16 protein-coding genes are annotated in these 17,294 nt (G+C 61.9%); 10 read left to right on the top strand and 6 right to left on the bottom strand.

Going from position 1 to position 17,294, the window contains the following annotated elements:
• Positions 1-65 precede the first annotated feature (65 nt).
• The 8 genes from GGD57_RS02810 to GGD57_RS02775 all read left to right on the top strand — a co-directional run bounded on the left by GGD57_RS02810 (position 66) and on the right by GGD57_RS02775 (position 10,810).
• Positions 66-2,525 carry a glycosyl hydrolase 2 galactose-binding domain-containing protein gene (locus tag GGD57_RS02810; RefSeq protein ID WP_184466636.1) on the top strand — a complete coding sequence of 820 codons (2,460 nt, stop codon included), beginning with the start codon at positions 66-68 and terminating at the stop codon, positions 2,523-2,525.
• A gap of 42 nt (positions 2,526-2,567) precedes the next feature.
• A complete protein-coding gene (locus GGD57_RS02805) occupies positions 2,568-3,329 on the top strand; it encodes a sugar phosphate isomerase/epimerase family protein (protein ID WP_184467378.1) in 762 nt (253 codons plus the stop codon).
• Between the two features lie 8 nt (positions 3,330-3,337).
• Complete coding sequence (locus GGD57_RS02800; protein ID WP_184466634.1) at positions 3,338-4,471, top strand: Gfo/Idh/MocA family protein; 1,134 nt, start codon at positions 3,338-3,340, stop codon at positions 4,469-4,471.
• Positions 4,472-4,778: 307 nt separating this feature from the next.
• Positions 4,779-5,810: an L-glyceraldehyde 3-phosphate reductase gene (gene mgrA / locus GGD57_RS02795; RefSeq protein ID WP_184466632.1), complete on the top strand. Its 1,032-nt coding sequence runs from the start codon at positions 4,779-4,781 to the stop codon at positions 5,808-5,810.
• 248 nt (positions 5,811-6,058) lie between these two features.
• Complete coding sequence (locus tag GGD57_RS02790) at positions 6,059-7,672, top strand: glycoside hydrolase family 43 protein (protein ID WP_184466630.1); 1,614 nt, start codon at positions 6,059-6,061, stop codon at positions 7,670-7,672.
• 613 nt (positions 7,673-8,285) lie between these two features.
• Positions 8,286-9,212, top strand: a complete 927-nt coding sequence (locus tag GGD57_RS02785; protein WP_184466628.1) for an ABC transporter ATP-binding protein — start codon at positions 8,286-8,288, stop codon at positions 9,210-9,212.
• Positions 9,209-9,970: an ABC transporter permease gene (locus GGD57_RS02780; protein WP_184466626.1), complete on the top strand. Its 762-nt coding sequence runs from the start codon at positions 9,209-9,211 to the stop codon at positions 9,968-9,970. Before GGD57_RS02785 ends, GGD57_RS02780 begins: the two co-directional genes overlap by 4 nt.
• A 108-nt stretch (positions 9,971-10,078) precedes the next feature.
• The gene (locus GGD57_RS02775) at positions 10,079-10,810 is read left to right on the top strand and encodes an SDR family oxidoreductase (RefSeq protein WP_184466624.1); all 732 of its coding nucleotides are present in this window, start codon (positions 10,079-10,081) and stop codon (positions 10,808-10,810) included.
• On the opposite strand, the gene GGD57_RS02770 is transcribed toward GGD57_RS02775, so the two are convergent.
• The 5 genes from GGD57_RS02770 to GGD57_RS02750 form a co-directional block, all read right to left on the bottom strand.
• A complete protein-coding gene (locus GGD57_RS02770; RefSeq protein ID WP_184466622.1) occupies positions 10,773-11,687 on the bottom strand; it encodes a LysR family transcriptional regulator in 915 nt (304 codons plus the stop codon). The two genes, GGD57_RS02775 and GGD57_RS02770, sit on opposite strands and share 38 nt — an antisense overlap.
• A gap of 106 nt (positions 11,688-11,793) precedes the next feature.
• The gene (locus GGD57_RS02765) at positions 11,794-12,231 is read right to left on the bottom strand and encodes a hypothetical protein (protein ID WP_184466620.1); all 438 of its coding nucleotides are present in this window, start codon (positions 12,229-12,231) and stop codon (positions 11,794-11,796) included.
• A gap of 161 nt (positions 12,232-12,392) precedes the next feature.
• The gene (locus GGD57_RS02760; protein ID WP_184466617.1) at positions 12,393-13,094 is read right to left on the bottom strand and encodes a TIGR02281 family clan AA aspartic protease; all 702 of its coding nucleotides are present in this window, start codon (positions 13,092-13,094) and stop codon (positions 12,393-12,395) included.
• Positions 13,091-13,309 carry a DUF1289 domain-containing protein gene (locus GGD57_RS02755; protein ID WP_184466615.1) on the bottom strand — a complete coding sequence of 73 codons (219 nt, stop codon included), beginning with the start codon at positions 13,307-13,309 and terminating at the stop codon, positions 13,091-13,093. The genes GGD57_RS02760 and GGD57_RS02755 overlap by 4 nt, the downstream gene beginning before the upstream one ends.
• 18 nt (positions 13,310-13,327) lie before the next feature.
• The gene (locus GGD57_RS02750) at positions 13,328-14,110 is read right to left on the bottom strand and encodes an adenosylcobinamide-GDP ribazoletransferase (RefSeq protein WP_184466613.1); all 783 of its coding nucleotides are present in this window, start codon (positions 14,108-14,110) and stop codon (positions 13,328-13,330) included.
• 175 nt (positions 14,111-14,285) lie between these two features.
• On the opposite strand from GGD57_RS02750, the gene cobT reads away from it, so the two are divergent.
• The gene (cobT, locus tag GGD57_RS02745; protein WP_184466611.1) at positions 14,286-15,302 is read left to right on the top strand and encodes a nicotinate-nucleotide--dimethylbenzimidazole phosphoribosyltransferase; all 1,017 of its coding nucleotides are present in this window, start codon (positions 14,286-14,288) and stop codon (positions 15,300-15,302) included.
• Positions 15,303-15,312: 10 nt separating this feature from the next.
• Positions 15,313-15,702 carry a diacylglycerol kinase gene (locus GGD57_RS02740; RefSeq protein ID WP_184466609.1) on the top strand — a complete coding sequence of 130 codons (390 nt, stop codon included), beginning with the start codon at positions 15,313-15,315 and terminating at the stop codon, positions 15,700-15,702.
• A 34-nt stretch (positions 15,703-15,736) separates the two neighbouring features.
• Here GGD57_RS02740 and GGD57_RS02735 read toward each other — a convergent pair whose 3' ends face one another.
• Positions 15,737-17,272 carry a sensor histidine kinase gene (locus GGD57_RS02735; RefSeq protein ID WP_184467376.1) on the bottom strand — a complete coding sequence of 512 codons (1,536 nt, stop codon included), beginning with the start codon at positions 17,270-17,272 and terminating at the stop codon, positions 15,737-15,739.
• Positions 17,273-17,294: the final 22 nt, after the last annotated feature.

Raw genomic sequence — 17,294 nt, 5'->3', positions numbered from 1 at the left:
AACGACAGCTACCGGACGGCGACCATCCGCCGTCCATATCCAAAACGTAATTCGGAAATGACATCGTGACGCATCCATCGACACCCCCCAATATCGTCCTTTCCGGTTCGTGGCATCTCGCTTCCGTCGACGGGGAGATCCGGACCGCGATCGTCCTGCCGGGCGATGTACACACCGCGCTCCACCGGGCAGGGCTGATCCCAGATCCCTATTTCGGCCGCAACGAGGAGAAGGTGCAGTGGGTCGCTGAGCGCGAATGGGCGGTCGAGCGCAGCTTTACGTTGCAGGAGGTCGAAGGCGACTGGTATCTCGATATCGACTATCTCGATACGGTCGCCAGTGTCTACGTCAACGGTTTCCTGGCGCTCGAAGCCGATAACAGCTTCCGCCGCTACCGGCCCGATGTCTCGAGCATGCTGAAATCAGGCGACAATTCGATCCGCATCGTCTTTGCCTCCAACCCCGCCATTGGCGCCGAGCGGCAGAAGCAGCAGCCTTTCTATATTCCTTACAGCACCGGCAATTCGCCGATCCCCGACGGCAACATGCTGCGCAAGCCGCAATGCCATTTCGGCTGGGACTGGAACATCGCCATCGCGCCGTTCGGCCTTTACGGCACGATCGCGCTGAAAAAGATCGAGACGGCGCGCATCGAACATGTCGTCACCCGCCAGATCCACAATAATGACGGCTCGGTCGACCTCATGGTGACGGCGAGCCTGTTTGCCAAACATGCCGGCATCGCCCAGGTCTATTTCGATCTCGACGGCGAGCGCGTCCGTCTCGATGTGGGTGTCAAGGGCGAGACGGATGTCCACCACCTCTTCCATATCGACAATCCGCGTCTCTGGTGGCCCTCCGGCAGCGGCGAACAGGCGCTCTATAGGCTTTCCGTCGAATTGTCCGAAGAGGTGGTGACGAAGCAGATCGGCCTTCGCACTATCGAACTGATCACCACGCCGGATGCGGCGGGCAGCCGTTTCGCCTTCAAGGTCAACGGCCGCGAGGTCTTCTGCCGGGGCGCCAACTGGATTCCGGCCGATGCACTGTTCTCGCTGTCTTCGCCTGAAAAGACCGAGGACCTGCTGCAATCGGCCAAAGCCGCCAACATGAACATGATCCGCGTCTGGGGCGGCGGTTTCTATGAGCAGGATTATTTCTACGATCTCTGCGATCGGCTGGGCCTCATGGTCTGGCAGGACTTCATGTTCGCCTGCAACCTCTATCCCTCGACCGAAGACTTCCTCGGCAATGTGGCTGTCGAGGTGGATTACCAGGTGCGCCGGCTCTCTTCGCATCCTTCGATCGCGCTCTGGTGCGGCGATAACGAGCTGGTGGGCGCGCTGACATGGTTCGAGGAATCGCGGAAGGACCGCGACCGCTACCTCGTCTCCTACGACCGCCTCAACCGGACGATCGAACAGGCGGTGAAGAAGGCGCTGCCTGGGGCGCTCTGGTGGCCGTCGAGCCCGGCATCAGGCTATCTCGATTTCGGCGACGCCTGGCATGCTGACGGCTCCGGCGACATGCATTACTGGTCGGTCTGGCACGAGAACAAATCCTTCGACAATTACCGTTCGGTGCGCCCGCGCTTCTGCTCGGAATTCGGATTCCAGTCCTATACGTCGCTGCCTGTCATCAGGACCTATGCCGAAGAAAAGGACATGAACGTCGCTTCGCCGGTCATGGAACTGCACCAGAAGAATGCCGGCGGCAACGAGCGCATCGCCGGCACGATGTTCCGCTATTTCCGCTTTCCCAAGGATTTCCCGAACTTCGTCTATCTCTCCCAGATCCAGCAGGGGCTGGCGATCAAGACGGCGGTGGAATATTGGCGCTCGCTCAAACCCCACTGCATGGGCACGATCTACTGGCAGCTCAACGACACCTGGCCGGTCGCCTCCTGGTCGAGCCTCGACTATGGCGGCCGCTGGAAGGCGATGCATTATCTCGTCAAGCGTTTCTTCCAGCCGGTGGCGGTCGCCGCCATTCCCTCGGAAGACGGCAAGACGATCCGCTTCTCGCTGGTCAACGACACGCTTTCGGACGTCAGCGTCGACCTTTCGATCTCGCTTCTGACGATGAAGGGCGAGCGGAAGCATCTGAAAGACGTGCAGGCCGCGTGTTCGCCGGACGCGGCGGTGACGGCTGCGACCATCGACGTGTCCGAGATTGCCGAGGGAACGCTGCTTGCCTGGCATTTCACCGCGTCGAACGGCATGGGCGGCGAGGGGCACTATGTCAACGGCACCTATAAGGCGCTGGAGCTGGAGCCCTCCGGGCTGACCATCACCCATGAATATGTCGAGGCGAGCGGCGCCGTCGACATCAATGTCACCGCCAGGGGACTTGCGCTCTTCGTGATGATCGAAAGCGAGACGGACGGCAAATATTCCGACAATGCCTTCGATCTTGCGGCAGGCGAGAGCCGCCGCATCAGCTTCACCCCGGCACATCCGCTCGAACGCGGCAAGCTGCCGGAATTCCGCTTCTACGACCTGCAATCTTGTCAGTCCGCGGATTGATCCGGACTGAAATTCAATGGGCACGAGGCCCGAGGAGGAATGATGACGAAACTGAGTTTCCAGCTTTACAGCGCCCGTAACTTCCAACCCTATTCGGCGATCTTCGAAAAGCTCGGCAAATCAGGCTATCAGGAAGTCGAAGGTTTCGGCGGCATCTATGCCGATCTTGACGATGCCGGTCTGAAGAGCCTGCGCGCAGAACTCGACAGGAGCGGCTTGACGATGGCGAGCGGCCACTTCAGCCCCGATTTCCTCGACGGCGAAGTCCAGAAGTCGCTGAACATTGCCAAAACTCTCGGCATGGACTCGATCTATGCGCCGCATCTGGCAGCCGATCAGCGCCCGACCGACGGTGCCGGCTGGCTGGCATTCGGCAAGCGCCTGCAGGAAATGAGCAAGCCCTACAAGGATGCCGGCTATGAGTTCGGCTGGCACAATCACGACTTCGAATTCGTCAAGCTCGCCGACGGCTCGCTGCCGATCGAGCGCATTTTCGAAGGCGCGCCCGACATTTCCTGGGAAGCCGATATCGCCTGGGTCGTTCGTGGCGGTGCCGATCCGTTCGCATGGATCGAAAAGCTCGGCTCGCGCATTACCTCGGCTCACGTCAAGGACATTGCGCCGGCAGGCGAGAATAAGAACGAGGATGGCTGGGCCGATGTCGGCCATGGTACTCTGCCTTGGGCAAAGCTCGTCGCCGCCCTCAAGGGCACCAAGACCAAGCACTACGTCGTCGAGCATGACAATCCGGCCGATGTCGATCGCCTGATCACCCGCTCGATCGCATCCTTCCAGACTTATTGAGGCACAACATGACCAGGGAACTTGGCGTCGGCATCATCGGATGCGGCAACATCTCCACCACCTATTTTTCGCTGGCACCGCTCTTCAAGGGGCTGAAGGTGCTGGCCTGCGCCGATATCAACCTGCAGGCGGCCGAGGCGCGCGCCAAGGAGTATGGCGTCAAAGCACAGACGATCGAGGAGCTTCTCGCCAATGACGAGATCGACGTCGTCGTCAACCTGACGATCCCCGACGCGCATTTTCCGGTGTCGAAGGCAATCCTCGAAGCCGGCAAGCATGTCTATTCCGAAAAGCCGCTCGTCCTTTCGCTGGAGCAGGGCGAGGAGCTTCGCCGAATCGCCAAGGCGAAGAATCTTGCCGTCGGCTGCGCGCCCGACACCTTCCTCGGCGGCGCGCATCAGCTCGCCCGCAAGTTCATCGACGATGGCGGCATCGGCCGGGTCACTTCGGGCGCCTGCTACGTCATGAGCCCCGGCATGGAGATGTGGCATCCGAACCCGGATTTCTTCTTCCTGCCGGGCGGCGGCCCGATCCTCGACCTCGGTCCTTATTACATCGCCAACCTGATCAACCTGATCGGCCCGGTCAAACGCGTCGGCGCCATGACCTCGATGGCGTCGCCGACCCGCACCATCACCAGCGAGCCGCGCAATGGCGAGATCATCCCGGTCAAGACGCCGACGACGATCCAGGCGCTGCTCGAATTCGTCAACGGCGCCACCGTGACGCTGACGGCGAGCTGGGATGTGTGGTCGCATCGTCATGCCAATATGGAGCTCTACGGCACCGACGGCTCGCTTTACGTGCCGGATCCGAACTTCTTCGGTGGCACCGTCGAGGCGAGCGGCCGCGATAAGGAGATCAAGCCGCTGGAAGACTGGGAGCATCCGTTCGGCAAGATCAACCAGGAAAGCCCGAATGGCTCGCGGGCCAACTACCGCACGGCCGGCCTTGCCGATATGGCGATGGCGCTGATCGAAGGCCGCGATGCACGCTGCTCGCTGGACCGCACGCTGCACGGCGTCGACGTCATGACCTCGATCCTGAAGTCGGGCGAGGAGGGCCGTTTCATCGAGCTCACGACGACTTGCACGCAGCCGGCCGCGCTCGGCATCGAAGAGGCGCAGGCGTTGTTGAGGTAGCGGAGGAAGCGCGCCTACGCTTGCCGTGTCGGCGCGCTTGCTCCATTGGTTTCGTCATGTAGGCCTCGCGCCACCTGTCGTCCGATTTGTGCTTATGGTTGCCCCTCACCCTAACCCTCTCCCCGTAAACGGGGCGAGGGGACGTGCCATGCGAGAGGTGGTTGAGAAGGGAGAGGCTGCGGCATTTCCCTTCTCCCCGCTTGCGGGGAGAAGGTGCCGGCAGGCGGATGAGGGGCAGGTGGCGGCGTTTTCGTGAGCCGAAAATGCCGTATGACGATTACGCTGATATCGCACGAAGGAGAGTTTCATGAGCTGGCAACCCGCCGCGGACCGTTATTCGAAGATGAAATATAACCGCACGGGCCGTTCCGGCCTGAAGCTGCCGGCCGTTTCCCTCGGCCTCTGGCACAATTTCGGCGGCGATACGCCGCATGACCGCAAGATCGACATGTGCCGCACGGCCTTCGATCTCGGCATCACCCATTTCGATCTCGCCAACAACTATGGCCCGCCTCCCGGCAGCGCCGAGACCGCCTTCGGCGAGATACTGCGCACCGAATTTTCCGGGCTTCGCGACGAACTGATCATCTCCTCCAAGGCCGGTTATGACATGTGGCCAGGCCCTTATGGCGAGTGGGGCAGCCGCAAGTACCTGATCGCCTCTTGCGACCAGAGCCTGAAGCGCATGGGCCTCGACTATGTCGATATCTTCTATTCGCATCGCTTCGACCCGGAAACGCCGCTTGAGGAAACCTGCGGCGCGCTCGACCATATCGTTCGCTCCGGCCGGGCGCTCTATGTCGGCATCTCCTCCTATAATTCGCAGCGCACTCGAGAAGCCGCCGCGATCCTCAAGCAGCTCGGCACGCCGTGCCTGATCCATCAGCCGAGTTATTCGATGCTCAACCGCTGGGTCGAGGACGACAGACTGCTCGACACGCTCGACGATGTCGGCATGGGGTCGATCGTGTTCTCGCCGCTTGCCCAGGGCATGCTGACGACCAAATATCTCGCCGGCATTCCCGACGATAGCCGGGCGGCGCAGAACCATTTCCTCAAGCGCGATTTCATCCGTCCTTCGATCATCGACAATATCAGGAAGCTCAATGGGATTGCCGAAAAGCGCGGCCAGACGCTCGCACAGATGGCGATTGCCTGGGTGCTGCGCGGCGGACGCGTGACCTCAGCGCTTATCGGCGCCAGCCGCTCGTCGCAGATCGTCGACTGCGTCAAGGCGCTGGATAACCTTGAATTTTCGGCCGAGGAGCTTGCCGAGATCGATGTCTATGCCAAGGAGGCCGATATCAATCTCTGGGCGAAGTCGGCGGAGCGGGTATGAAGGCGGGGAGCACATTTGTTGCTCCCTCATTCCTGTGTCCTCATGCAGGCATGAGGGATGTCACAGGAATCCAGCCACCGCGCGTCCGCGCGGTGAGAAGGGTCTTTCCGGCCCAAGGACTTGGGCCGGCTGGATCTCTGTGACATCCCTTGGGCAAAGCCCTAAGGCCACAGAGATGAGGGTGGGCAGGCGACGTATCCGCGCCAATCTGACGTACGTACCACAGTTTGTTTAAGAGGAGCCCGTCCATGATCCGCAATCCCATCCTGCCTGGGTTCAATCCCGATCCCTCGATCTGCCGCGTCGGCGACGATTATTACATCGCCACCTCGACCTTCGAATGGTATCCCGGCGTGCAAATCCACCATTCGCGCGACCTGGTGAACTGGACGCTGGTGCGACGGCCGCTTGAGCGCCCCTCGCAGCTCGACATGCGCGGCAATCCGGACAGTTGCGGCATCTGGGCGCCGTGCCTTTCCTATGCCGATGGCCAGTTCTGGCTCGTCTATACCGACGTCAAGCGCTTCGACGGCAGTTTCAAGGACGCGCCGAACTACATCGTCACCGCGCCCTCGATCGAGGCCGAGTGGTCGGATCCCGTCTATGTCAATTCTTCCGGCTTCGATCCCTCGCTCTTCCACGACGACGACGGCCGCAAATGGTTCGTCAACATGCAGTGGAACCACCGTACCGAGAGCTATGGCGGCTCGCCGAAATCGCCGGCTTTCGACGGCATCCTGCTGCAGGAATGGGACCCGGCAACGAAGGCGCTGACGGGTCCGATCAAGAACATCTTCGCCGGCAGTCCGCTTGGCCTCGTCGAAGGCCCGCATCTCTTCAAGCGCAACGGCTGGTATTATCTGACGACCGCCGAGGGCGGCACCGGCTACGACCATGCAGTCACCATGGCGCGCTCGCGCCGCATCGAGGGGCCTTATGAGATGCATCCGAACACGCATCTCATCACCTCCAAGGATCATCCTGGCGCGGTGCTGCAGCGGGCGGGGCATGGCCAATATGTCGAAACGCTTGATGGCGAGGCCTACCACACCCATCTCTGCGGCCGGCCGCTGCCGCCGAAGCGGCGCTGCACGCTGGGGCGCGAGACCAGCCTGCAGAAATGCGTCTGGCGCGGTGATGACTGGCTCTATCTCGAAAACGGCACCTCAGTGCCCGATGTCGATGTGCCGGGCCTGTTTGGTGCTGTGCCGTTGGAAAGGCCGATGCGCAGTGAATACAGCTTCGATGGCGCCACATTGCCGGCCGATTTCCAGTGGCTGCGCACGCCCGAACCCGCGCGCATCTTCAACCTGACGGATCGTCCCGGCCATCTGCGTCTGATTGCGCGCGAAAGCATCGGTTCCTGGTTCGAGCAGTCGCTGGTCGCCCGCCGACAGGAGCATCACAGCTTCCGCGCCGAGACCGTGGTCGAATTCGCGCCCGACACCTATCAGCAGGTTGCCGGGCTGACGCATTATTACAATCGTCACAAGTTCCACGCCGTCGCCGTGACGCTGCACGAAACACTCGGCCGCTGCGTGACGATCCTCTCCTGCAACGGCGACTATCCGAACGGACGCCTCAGCTTCCCCGCCGAAAGCGGCGTCGCCATTCCCGCCGAGGGGCGTGTCCAACTCGCTATGGAAATTCGCGAGAACGACCTGCAATTCTTCTGGCAGACCGAGGGGAAGGGCGCCTGGCAGCCGATCGGCCCGGTCCTCGACGCCGGTGTGATTTCCGACGAGGGCGGGCGTGGCGAACACGGCTCCTTCACCGGCGCCTTCGCCGGCGTGTTTGCCTTCGACACGTCAGGGCGAGGCAAGGTCGCGGATTTCGACTGGTTCAATTACGATGAATTGTGAGGGGGCGTCTGCTGCCTCCCACCCGCCCTCGTCCTTCGAGGCTTCCGCCTTTGGCCTGCGCAAGGATGAGGGCTGATTGCTGTGCCGTGTCGTTAGGGGCCAGCATACCCCGTTGCGCCAAATCCGGTGAGGTGCCCGCCAGGGGCCTCGAAGGACGAGGGCGGCCACCTGCTTCCACGACGACTCAAAAAGAAAAGCCGGCCAGAGGCCGGCTAAGACGAACGCGGCTGAACAGGGGATACTGGCCGGTTCCAAGCACTTGGTGACTGACAATAACTTTCATTACATGCCGAGGCAGCGGAAAAGGGCGCAACGAGAACGCCGGGAAGACGGCTCCGCAAAGGAATGGGCGGCGGGGCGGATGCCGCTGCATGCCTCGGCTCACTTATCGGGCATGAATATCACCGCATGATGACATTCCAAGCCGGCCATAACTTTCTTTTTACAGCAAGATCGGCTGTCGCGGCGATATGACTGTGCTGTGACCTGCCCGTCGTTGGTGACGGTGTTGGTGCTGTGTGAATGCAGTGTTCACGTTCCCGAAGGATGTCAAAGCGTCACAGACGAACTATATAGCGGGCCGAAATACCTTCCGAATCCGCAAGAGTCCTGCATGGCCCCCATTATTTCCGTTCAGAACCTCACAAAGACTTATGCCAACGGGTTCGAGGCCCTGAAAGGCATCAATCTCACGGTCGAAAAGGGCGAGATCCTTGCGCTGCTAGGGCCGAACGGCGCTGGCAAGACGACTCTGATCTCGATCATCTGCGGTATCGCCAATCCGAGCGGCGGCCAGGTGCTGGTCGCAGGCCACGACGTCGTCAAGGATTTCCGCGCCACGCGCGGGATGATCGGGCTGGTGCCGCAGGAACTGACCACCGATCAGTTCGAGACGGTGTTCAATACGGTGAGCTTTTCGCGGGGGTTGCACGGCAAGAAAGCCAACCCTGCCCATATCGAGAAGGTGCTGCGCGCGCTGTCGCTCTGGGACAAGAAGGACAATATGCTGCGCCAGCTTTCCGGCGGCATGAAACGGCGGGTGCTGATCGCCAAGGCGCTGTCGCATGAGCCGGATATTCTTTTCCTCGACGAACCCACAGCCGGGGTCGACGTGACGCTGCGCAAGGACATGTGGAATGTCGTTCAGGAGCTTCGGGCCTCTGGCGTCACCATCATCCTGACCACCCATTATATCGAAGAAGCCGAGGAGATCGCCGATCGCGTCGGCGTCATCAATGGAGGGCAATTGCTGCTTGTCGAAGACAAGGCGGCGCTGATGGCCAAGCTCGGCCGCAAGCAGCTCATTCTCGATCTCGCCGAACCGCTCGAACGGCTTCCGGATTGTTTTGCCGGCAACGGACTGACGCTGGAAGCGGACGGCAGCCGGCTGACCTATGATTTCGACGCCGACAACGAGCAGGAGAGCATCGCGGCGCTCCTGACCCGGCTCGGTGAGAACAACATCCATTTCAAGGATCTCTCGACGCGGCAGAGTTCGCTCGAAGACATCTTCGTGGCGCTGGTGGGAGCGAGCAAATGAATGTCGAAGCGATCAAATCCATCTATTTCTTCGAGATGGCCCGTACGCGTCGCACGCTGCTGCAGAGCGTTATCTCGCCCGTCATCTCGACATCGCTCTATTTCATCGTCTTCGGTGCCGCGATCGGTTCGCGCATCCAGGAGGTGGAGGGGGTCTCTTACGGCGCTTTCATCACGCCCGGCCTGATCATGCTGACGCTGCTCGGCCAGTGCATCAGCAACGGCTCCTTCGGCATCTATTTCCCGAAATTCACCGGCACGATCTACGAGGTGCTGTCGGCGCCGGTGGCGATGGCCGAAATCCTGATCGGTTATGTCGGGGCAGCGGCGACCAAGGGCATGATCATCGGCTTCATCATCCTTCTCACCGCCAATTTCTTTGTCGATGTCAGGATCGAGCATCCCTTCATGATGATCCTGTTCTTCCTGCTGACGGCGATCACCTTCAGCCTGTTCGGCTTCATGATCGGCATCTGGGCCGGTAATTTCGAACAGCTGAACCTCATTCCGATGCTGGTCGTGCCGCCGCTCACCTTCCTCGGCGGCAGCTTCTATTCGGTCAACATGCTGCCGCCGTTCTGGCAGGCGGTCAGCCACCTCAATCCGGTGCTCTATCTCGTCAGCGGCTTTCGCTGGAGCTTCTACGGGATCGCCGACGTCAACCCGGCGATCAGCCTGGCGATGATCACGGTGTTCTTGGCGATCTGCCTGGGAACGCTCGGCTGGATCTTCAAGACCGGCTACCGGCTGCGCAACTGATCGCTCCGAATTGCATCATCGGAAAACCCGATGATGCTATCGGTTTCTTCCGTTTTTCTTCCGCTCCGGTTCGCGGCATCTGCTCTCCCAGCCAAAAGGAGAAGTGAGATGACTGCTATCGGGATCGAAGATGCGAAGGTGATAATCGTCGGCGGCAGCTCCGGCATGGGGCTGGCGCTTGCCAGGCGCCTTCTCGATGAGGGGGCGTCGGTAATGATTGCGGGACGCAGTCGGGACAGGCTCGCGGCGGCGCACCTCGGCGGGCATCCGAAGCTTGCGACATATGTCGTCGATATATCGCGAGAGGAGGAAGTCGCGGCGCTGTTTCGAGAGAGCGGACCGGTCGACCATATCGTCAGCACGGCCGCCGATATCAAAGGGGCCTACCAGTTGCTGCCGTCGATCGAGCTTGCGGCAGCGCAACGGGTGGTCGAGAGCAAGTTCTACGGGCCGCTGCTGCTGGCGAAATATGGTGCGGCCCGTCTGCCGCCGTCAGGATCGATCACCTTTACCTCGGGTGTCGCGGCTTATCGGCCGGCAGCGCGCGGATCTGTGGTCGCAGCCGTCAATGCGGCGCTCGAGGGCCTGGTCAGGGCGCTTGCCGTCGAACTGGCGCCGATCCGCGTCAATGCCATATCGCCGGGATGGGTGGATACACCGATCTGGAGCTTGGTTGCCGGAGACGCCAAGCAGGCGACGCTGGAGGCGATGGCGCAGCGCCTGCCGGCAGGGCGCGTCGGTCATCCGGAGGATATTGCCGACGCGATCCGTTTCCTGATCGGCAATGGCTTTACGACCGGCACTATCCTGCATGTCGAAGGCGGACATCGGTTGGTCTGACCGGCGAGAGTTCGTCGCTTGCCGATTGCAGCAGGAGGGCGAGCGCCGGCGGCTGCACGCGCCTGCGCCGCCACATCATCACCAGCGCTGCCGCGGGTGGTTCGCCCGGCCACGGCAGCTCGACAATATCGCCGCGCGCGCCGACCACGAGACGGGGGACCAGCCCGTAACCTGCGCCAGACGCGACGAGCCGGACGATCGTCGCGATGCTGTCGACTTCCGTGACAATAGGTGGCGCAGCTACACCGGCCGCGCCAAAGGCGGTGTCGAACAGGTGGCGGTAAACGCAGCCGGATTCGGTCGCTATAAAGGGCACAGTGCACAATGCCGCGAGACTTTCAGGCGATCGTGCATGCGAATGACGGCTGGCGATCAGGACCAGCGGCTCGTTGGAGATTCGGCGCATGGCGAAACGCTGGTCCTGCTGGCCGCGATCGAAGGTGAAGGCGACGTCGATCGAGCCCGACTGCAATTGCGCAAGCAATTCACCACTGCCGCCGATCTTCAGCTTCACGCCAAGGCCCGGGTTCTGCTTGCCAAAGAGCGACAGCCAGGGCGCCAGCCTTTCGGCGGCGATGGTTTCAAGCGTGCCCACGCTGATGGATTGTTGGGCGTTGCCGGCGGCGACACGGACGGCGCCTTTTGCCTCGTCGTTCAGCGTCAGGATTTCTTCCGCATAGGTCTGCAGCGCCGCACCCGCCGGTGTCAGGGTAACACCCTGCCGGGAGCGGAGGAAGAGTTTTGCTCCAAGTTCTTCTTCCAGCACCTGTATCTGATCGCTGAGGCTCGACTGGGAGAGATTGACCTCGGCAGCGGCGCGCGTGAGATTTCCGTGTCGGGTCACCGCAAGGAATGTCTTCAATTGTCGCGGGTTCATGTTGGCTCCGTGTGGCGCGCAAAAGCGTCTTCACACAGGATATCAACAATGCAGAACGTGCTGCAATGCAGGAGTATTCGGGGCCGAAGCGGGTCGTCTTTCCTCCTCAGGCGCTGCTGATGAGCAGGGCATCTGAAAGGATGAGCAGGGTGCCGGCGACCAGCTTTACGATGTTCAATTCGGAGGCTTCGCCGAGCAAGACGGCGCCGATTGCCAGCGTCACCAGCACGTTGCAGCTCCAGATCGGCGCGAGTTTGGAAACCGGGACGCCATAGGCGAAAAGTGCGAAGCTGATCAAGCCGGTGCCGACGGCGAAGCAGGCGCCTGCCGTGGCGGCAAATCCGAGGCCCTCCGCGGTCCAGGGAGCAGGGCGCCAGATCAGCGCTGCGATCAGGCCGGCGATAGCGCAGGCAGCGCCGAAGGCGATCAGATAGACGGCGGAGCCGGTGGCAGCCGTGGCACTTTGCTTCTGAAAGATGGCGGTGATGCCCCAGAAGAGAGCCGGCAAAACGCCGCCGATGACGATCGGCCAGAGTGAATTCATTGCGAAACTCCTGTCACACCCATGGGGCAAGGCCCCGCCGAAGGCGAAAGCCGGTCGAACATGCGGTGCCACCAGACTAGGAGTTTCTTTTTGCTCTTTGTGGTCTTGTTGTTGCGTTTGAAGGTGACAGATCCGAATGCCGGCGTAAAGCTGCGCCGAGCTCAATCCCGCAGGCGGAGTTCGTCCGTCTGCATCTGCAGCGAGCCAAGCGTTTCCAGGAAGCTCATGCCGAGCAGGCTCTGGTCGAGCCGGCCGTCCTCGGCGACGCTGGCTGCGACATTGTTGCGGATGATCGGTCCGATCGCCACCTGGTCGAGGGTGACGGGGGCTGCGCGGCCGCGGCCGTTGGCGGTCATGACGGTCATGGAATAGGTGAGGCGGGTAAGGTCGATGCCGATCCGTGCAGCATCCTCGCGCGAGAGCGCCACCATGCTGGCGCCGGTATCGACGAGCATCTCGATCGTCTGGCCGTTGACGGCGACATCGGCCTCGAAATGGCCGTTCAGCAGCTTATGCAGGATGATTTCCTGGCCGCCCTCGCTTGTCGTGACAACGACTGCGCGGCCGGGGACAAGGCCGGCGAGCAGCCGGTTGCCGACGGCAAGCGCGTCCTGGCGATAGAGATAGGCGGTGGCGAGCGCCAGGATGAGGACCAGCCATATCATCATATGGCGCATCGTTTCACCGAGGCTGCGCCGGCTTGTCCAAATGCCGGCCGACAGCATCAATGCGATCGGCAGCAGATAGACGACGCGGCCGAAATCATCGCTCTGCAGGCCGAGGATGCGCCCGCTGTCATTGTTGACAACAAGCACGGTAAGGCCGATGCCGATGACGGCGAGGAAGACGATCAAACGCATCATAAAGGCCGCTCCGGCCCGCCGGCGAGAGTTGTGTTCATGTGGTTCGACACCGCTGCCACGCCTGCAAGCCTTGCCGGCAGCAGCGCCATGACCCGTCTTCGCTCGGTATCGGAGTAACTCACCCAGTTTCCGATTTCCTGAAGAGTCCGGCCGCAGCCGGCGCAAAATCCGGTGGCTGAAACCAGGGAACAGACGTGAATGCAGGGTGTTTGCATGAGCGATATATCGGAGTTTCAAAGAGCCGTGGCAAGGGCGCAAAGGGTGGCGATTTCACATATCTGCTGCGTCGCGCCCAGCGTGTCACCGGTGTGGCCGCCAAGCTTGCGGCGGATGACGGCGGTGAAGGCAAGGCTGGCGATGCCGGTCGCGAGCAGGCTTACGACCAGTGGCTGCAGGCCGAATGCCGGCCAGATCAGAATGGCTGCGAGGAAGCTGGCCGAAGCGAGCGCAAACTGCATCGCCGCCTCGTCCGGCCGGCCGGTCGAGGCGGCCACGCCATCGGCCTTGGCCGGCGGCAGCCGCTGCCAGTGCCAGGCGATGGCGCCGCGACTGAGGGCGGCAACCGCGGGAACGGCAAGAGCTGCGGCAAGCGGCGAGGCGTGGCGGGCGAGGGCGGCAAGTGCTGCGGCGCGGATCGCGAAGGAGAGGATCAACGCTATCGCGCCATAGGTGCCGATCCGGCTATCCTTCATGATGATAAGGCTCTGCTCGCGGCTCTTGCCGCCGCCGATGCCGTCGGCCGTATCGGCCAGGCCGTCCTCATGCAGCGCGCCGGTGACGAGGACCTGGATGGAAAGCGCGATCAGGGCCGCCATCAACGGATCGGCGCGCAGCCCCAAAAGCAGCAGAAGGACGAGGGCGGGCGGGACACCGATGACGATGCCGGCGAAGGGAAACGCGCGCACCAGCGGGCCGAGCCTGCCGTCATAGCCTTTGAACAGTGACTGCGGCATGGGAATGCGGCTGAGGAAGGCGACGGCGCGGGCGGTATCGACCGCATGGTCCTTGATCTTCATTCTGCTTCGTTCTGCCAGAGGTTTCGGCTTATGGTCGCGGCGGCGCTTTTGGAGTTGTTCGCCTCGTCCGCCCGCTTTAAGAGAGTTGCCACCCGCAAAGAAGCTGATTTGCTCGACGCAAACAAGTGGTTTGCGCGAAAACAAGAATACCCGGATTCATAGGAAAACCGCACAGATGAGCGTTTCAGGCCTGCCGTTCGACGATTTCCGTACCCTGCTTCGTGACCTGCCGGGGCCAGATGCCCGCGCGCTGGTGACTGCGCGAGAACGCGACGCGCAACTGACCAAGCCGCCGGGCGCGCTTGGACGGCTCGAGGAAATCGCCTTCTGGCTTGCCGCCTGGACGGGCCGCGCCCCTGCCGTCAACCGGCCGCTGGTGGCAATCTTTGCCGGCAATCACGGCGTCACCCGGCAGGGCATCACGCCCTTTCCGCCCGCGGTGACGCAGCAGATGGTCGAGAATTTCGCTGCCGGCGGTGCGGCGATCAACCAGATCTGCGTTGCCTATGATCTCGGGCTGAAAGTCTTCGATCTCGCGCTCGAATATCCCACCGGCGACATCACCGAGGAGGCTGCGCTTTCCGAGCGCGATTGCGCTGCCACCATGGCCTTCGGCATGGAGGCGATTGCCGGCGGCACCGACCTGCTCTGTGTCGGCGAAATGGGTATCGGCAATACGACGATTGCGGCTGCGATCAACTACGCGCTCTACGGCGGTTCGGCGCGCGACTGGGTTGGACCCGGCACTGGTTCGGAAGGCGAGATGCTGGAGCGCAAGATCGCGGCCGTGGAAAAGGCGGTGGCGCTGCACAGCGATCATCTCGACGATCCCCTGGAGATCATGCGCCGGCTCGGCGGCCGCGAGATCGCGGCCATGGCCGGCGCCATCCTTGCCGCCCGCATGGAGCGCATTCCGGTGCTGATCGACGGTTATGTCGCGACGGCCGCTGCGGCGATCCTGAAAGCCGCCAACCCAGCCGCGCTCGACCATTGCCTGATTGGACATGTTTCCGGCGAGCCCGGACATCTGCGCGCGATCGAGATGCTCGGCAAGACGCCGCTTCTGGCGCTCGGCATGCGGCTCGGCGAAGGCACGGGGGCTGCTCTTGCCGCCGGCATCGTCAAGGCGGCGGCGGCCTGCCATTCCGGCATGGCGACCTTCGCCCAGGCGGGTGTGGCCAACAAACATTAGGGGATCGACCTTGGCGAAGCCCGCGGTGACGAAGCATACCGGATTTCGGCATTTCATCGCCGCGGCGAGCTATTCCTGGGCGGGCTTTCTGCGCGTGTTGAAAGAGGCGGCGTTCCGCCAGGAACTCGGCTTCTTCGCCGCTTCTATGGCGGCGCTGGCGCTGGTGGGGGCGAGTGCGGGTGAAATCGTCGTCGCAGTGCTTCTGTTTCTCGGGTTGTTTTCGATAGAGGCGATGAATACCGCCGTCGAAGAAGTGATCGACCGGATTTCACCGGAGATTTCGATCGTCGGCAAACATGCCAAGGATCTCGGCTCATTTGCCGTGACCTGCATGATCGCTGCCTGCTGCCTCTATCTCGGTTTCGTTCTCGGCAAGCACCTGTTTTTCAGTCCGGCCTGATTTAAACTGGATCGGCTGAACCACGCGGGCTCTATCAGGCAAAGCTCCGGCGCTTGCGGGCGACGGCATGGGCTTCTTCGACGGCCGGCAGGCTCTGCAGAACGCGCCTGGCCGGCAGGATGGCGATAACCTCGGTGCCTTCGCGCAGCTTCGATTTCAACAGGAACTGCCCGTCATGCTTGGCAAGGATCGCCTGGACGATCGGCAGGCCGAGGCCGGTGCCCTGTTCAGCGCTCTTGATGGCGATCGAGCCCTGGCCGAAGGCCGAGAGCACCACGGGGATCTCTTCTTCCGGAATGCCGGGGCCGTTGTCCTTGATCGAGATGTATTGTCCGCCGCCGGCCGTCCAGCCGACCTTGACGTGGATTTCGCCGCCTTGCGGCGTGAACTTGACGGCGTTGGAGAGAAGGTTGAGCACCACCTGGCGCATCGACTTCTCGTCTGCCCAGATGGCCGGCAGCTGCCGCTCGAATTGATCCGAAATGGCGATGTTCTTGGCGCGGGCGCGCAGCTGAACCATGCCGATGCAATCTTCGGTGATATCGAGAAGCGAGATCGCCTCCTCGCTCAGCTCGTATTTGCCGGCCTCGATGCGCGACAGGTCGAGGATCTCGTTGATGAGATCGAGCAGATGCTGGCCGGAGCGGTGGATATCGCCGGCATATTCCTTGTAGGTCGGATTGGCGAGCGGCCCCATGACTTCCGCCGACATCACTTCGGAGAAACCGAGAATGGCGTTGAGCGGGGTTCTGAGTTCGTGCGACATGGAGGCGAGAAAGCGGGATTTGGCGAGGTTTGCCTCTTCGGCGCGGCGACGGGCCTCATCCGACATCGATTTCGCCACCTCGAGCTCGGCGATCAGGTCATCCTTCTCCGACTGGTAGGAAAGGATCCTGAGGTTCGACTTGAAGAGCCGGTCGCTGATATAATTGAAGAAGACGACGGTGGTAGTGAAGGCGCCCGTCAGGCTGATTTCGAGCAGGTCGCGCGACAGGCCGCTCTTGGCGGCGAGCGCCAGAATCGCCGGCGCGAAGCCGACGAGCACGGCAGGCGTCAGCATGAAGTTCGACATCGCCGTGACGGAGAGCGCGATCAGCAGCGTCGCACCCTTATAAAGGATGAAGCTCGACGGCTCGCAGCTATCGCAGCCCTGCAGCGCGAAGATGGCCCAGCAGCAGCCGAGCAGGAACTGGCCGAGCAGCAGCAGGCGGCGCCATTTACGGGCGTTCTCGGAGGTGATTTCCTGCCGTCGTGCGCGCCGTGCGAGCAGAATATTGCCGGCGTGACAGGTGAGCGTCAGCAGCGCCCAGAAAAGCAATTGTGTGTTTTGAGTGAAATAGACGCCGAGGGCGGTGATGATGACCACGAAGAGCGGCATGATCGTCGCGCCCTGCAGCATCGATGCCACATACATCTTGAGCACGTCGCGGTCGAAGGAGGAATTGGACGCATGGCCGGACTGAAGACGTTCGCGCGTCTGCCGCACGGCCTTGGAAACGGCCTTGTTGCGGTGGCTGCGCGACCTGTCGACGATAATCTTGTCGGTCGATGTGCTGACGCCGGTACTCATGTGCACGTTGAAACTTCATCCC

Origin of the sequence: Rhizobium esperanzae (assembly GCF_014197615.1) — a bacterium.
GTDB lineage: Bacteria > Pseudomonadota > Alphaproteobacteria > Rhizobiales > Rhizobiaceae > Rhizobium > Rhizobium esperanzae_A.
Note: the sequence above shows the minus strand (reverse complement) of the source record. Positions and strands in the feature narration are given on the sequence as shown.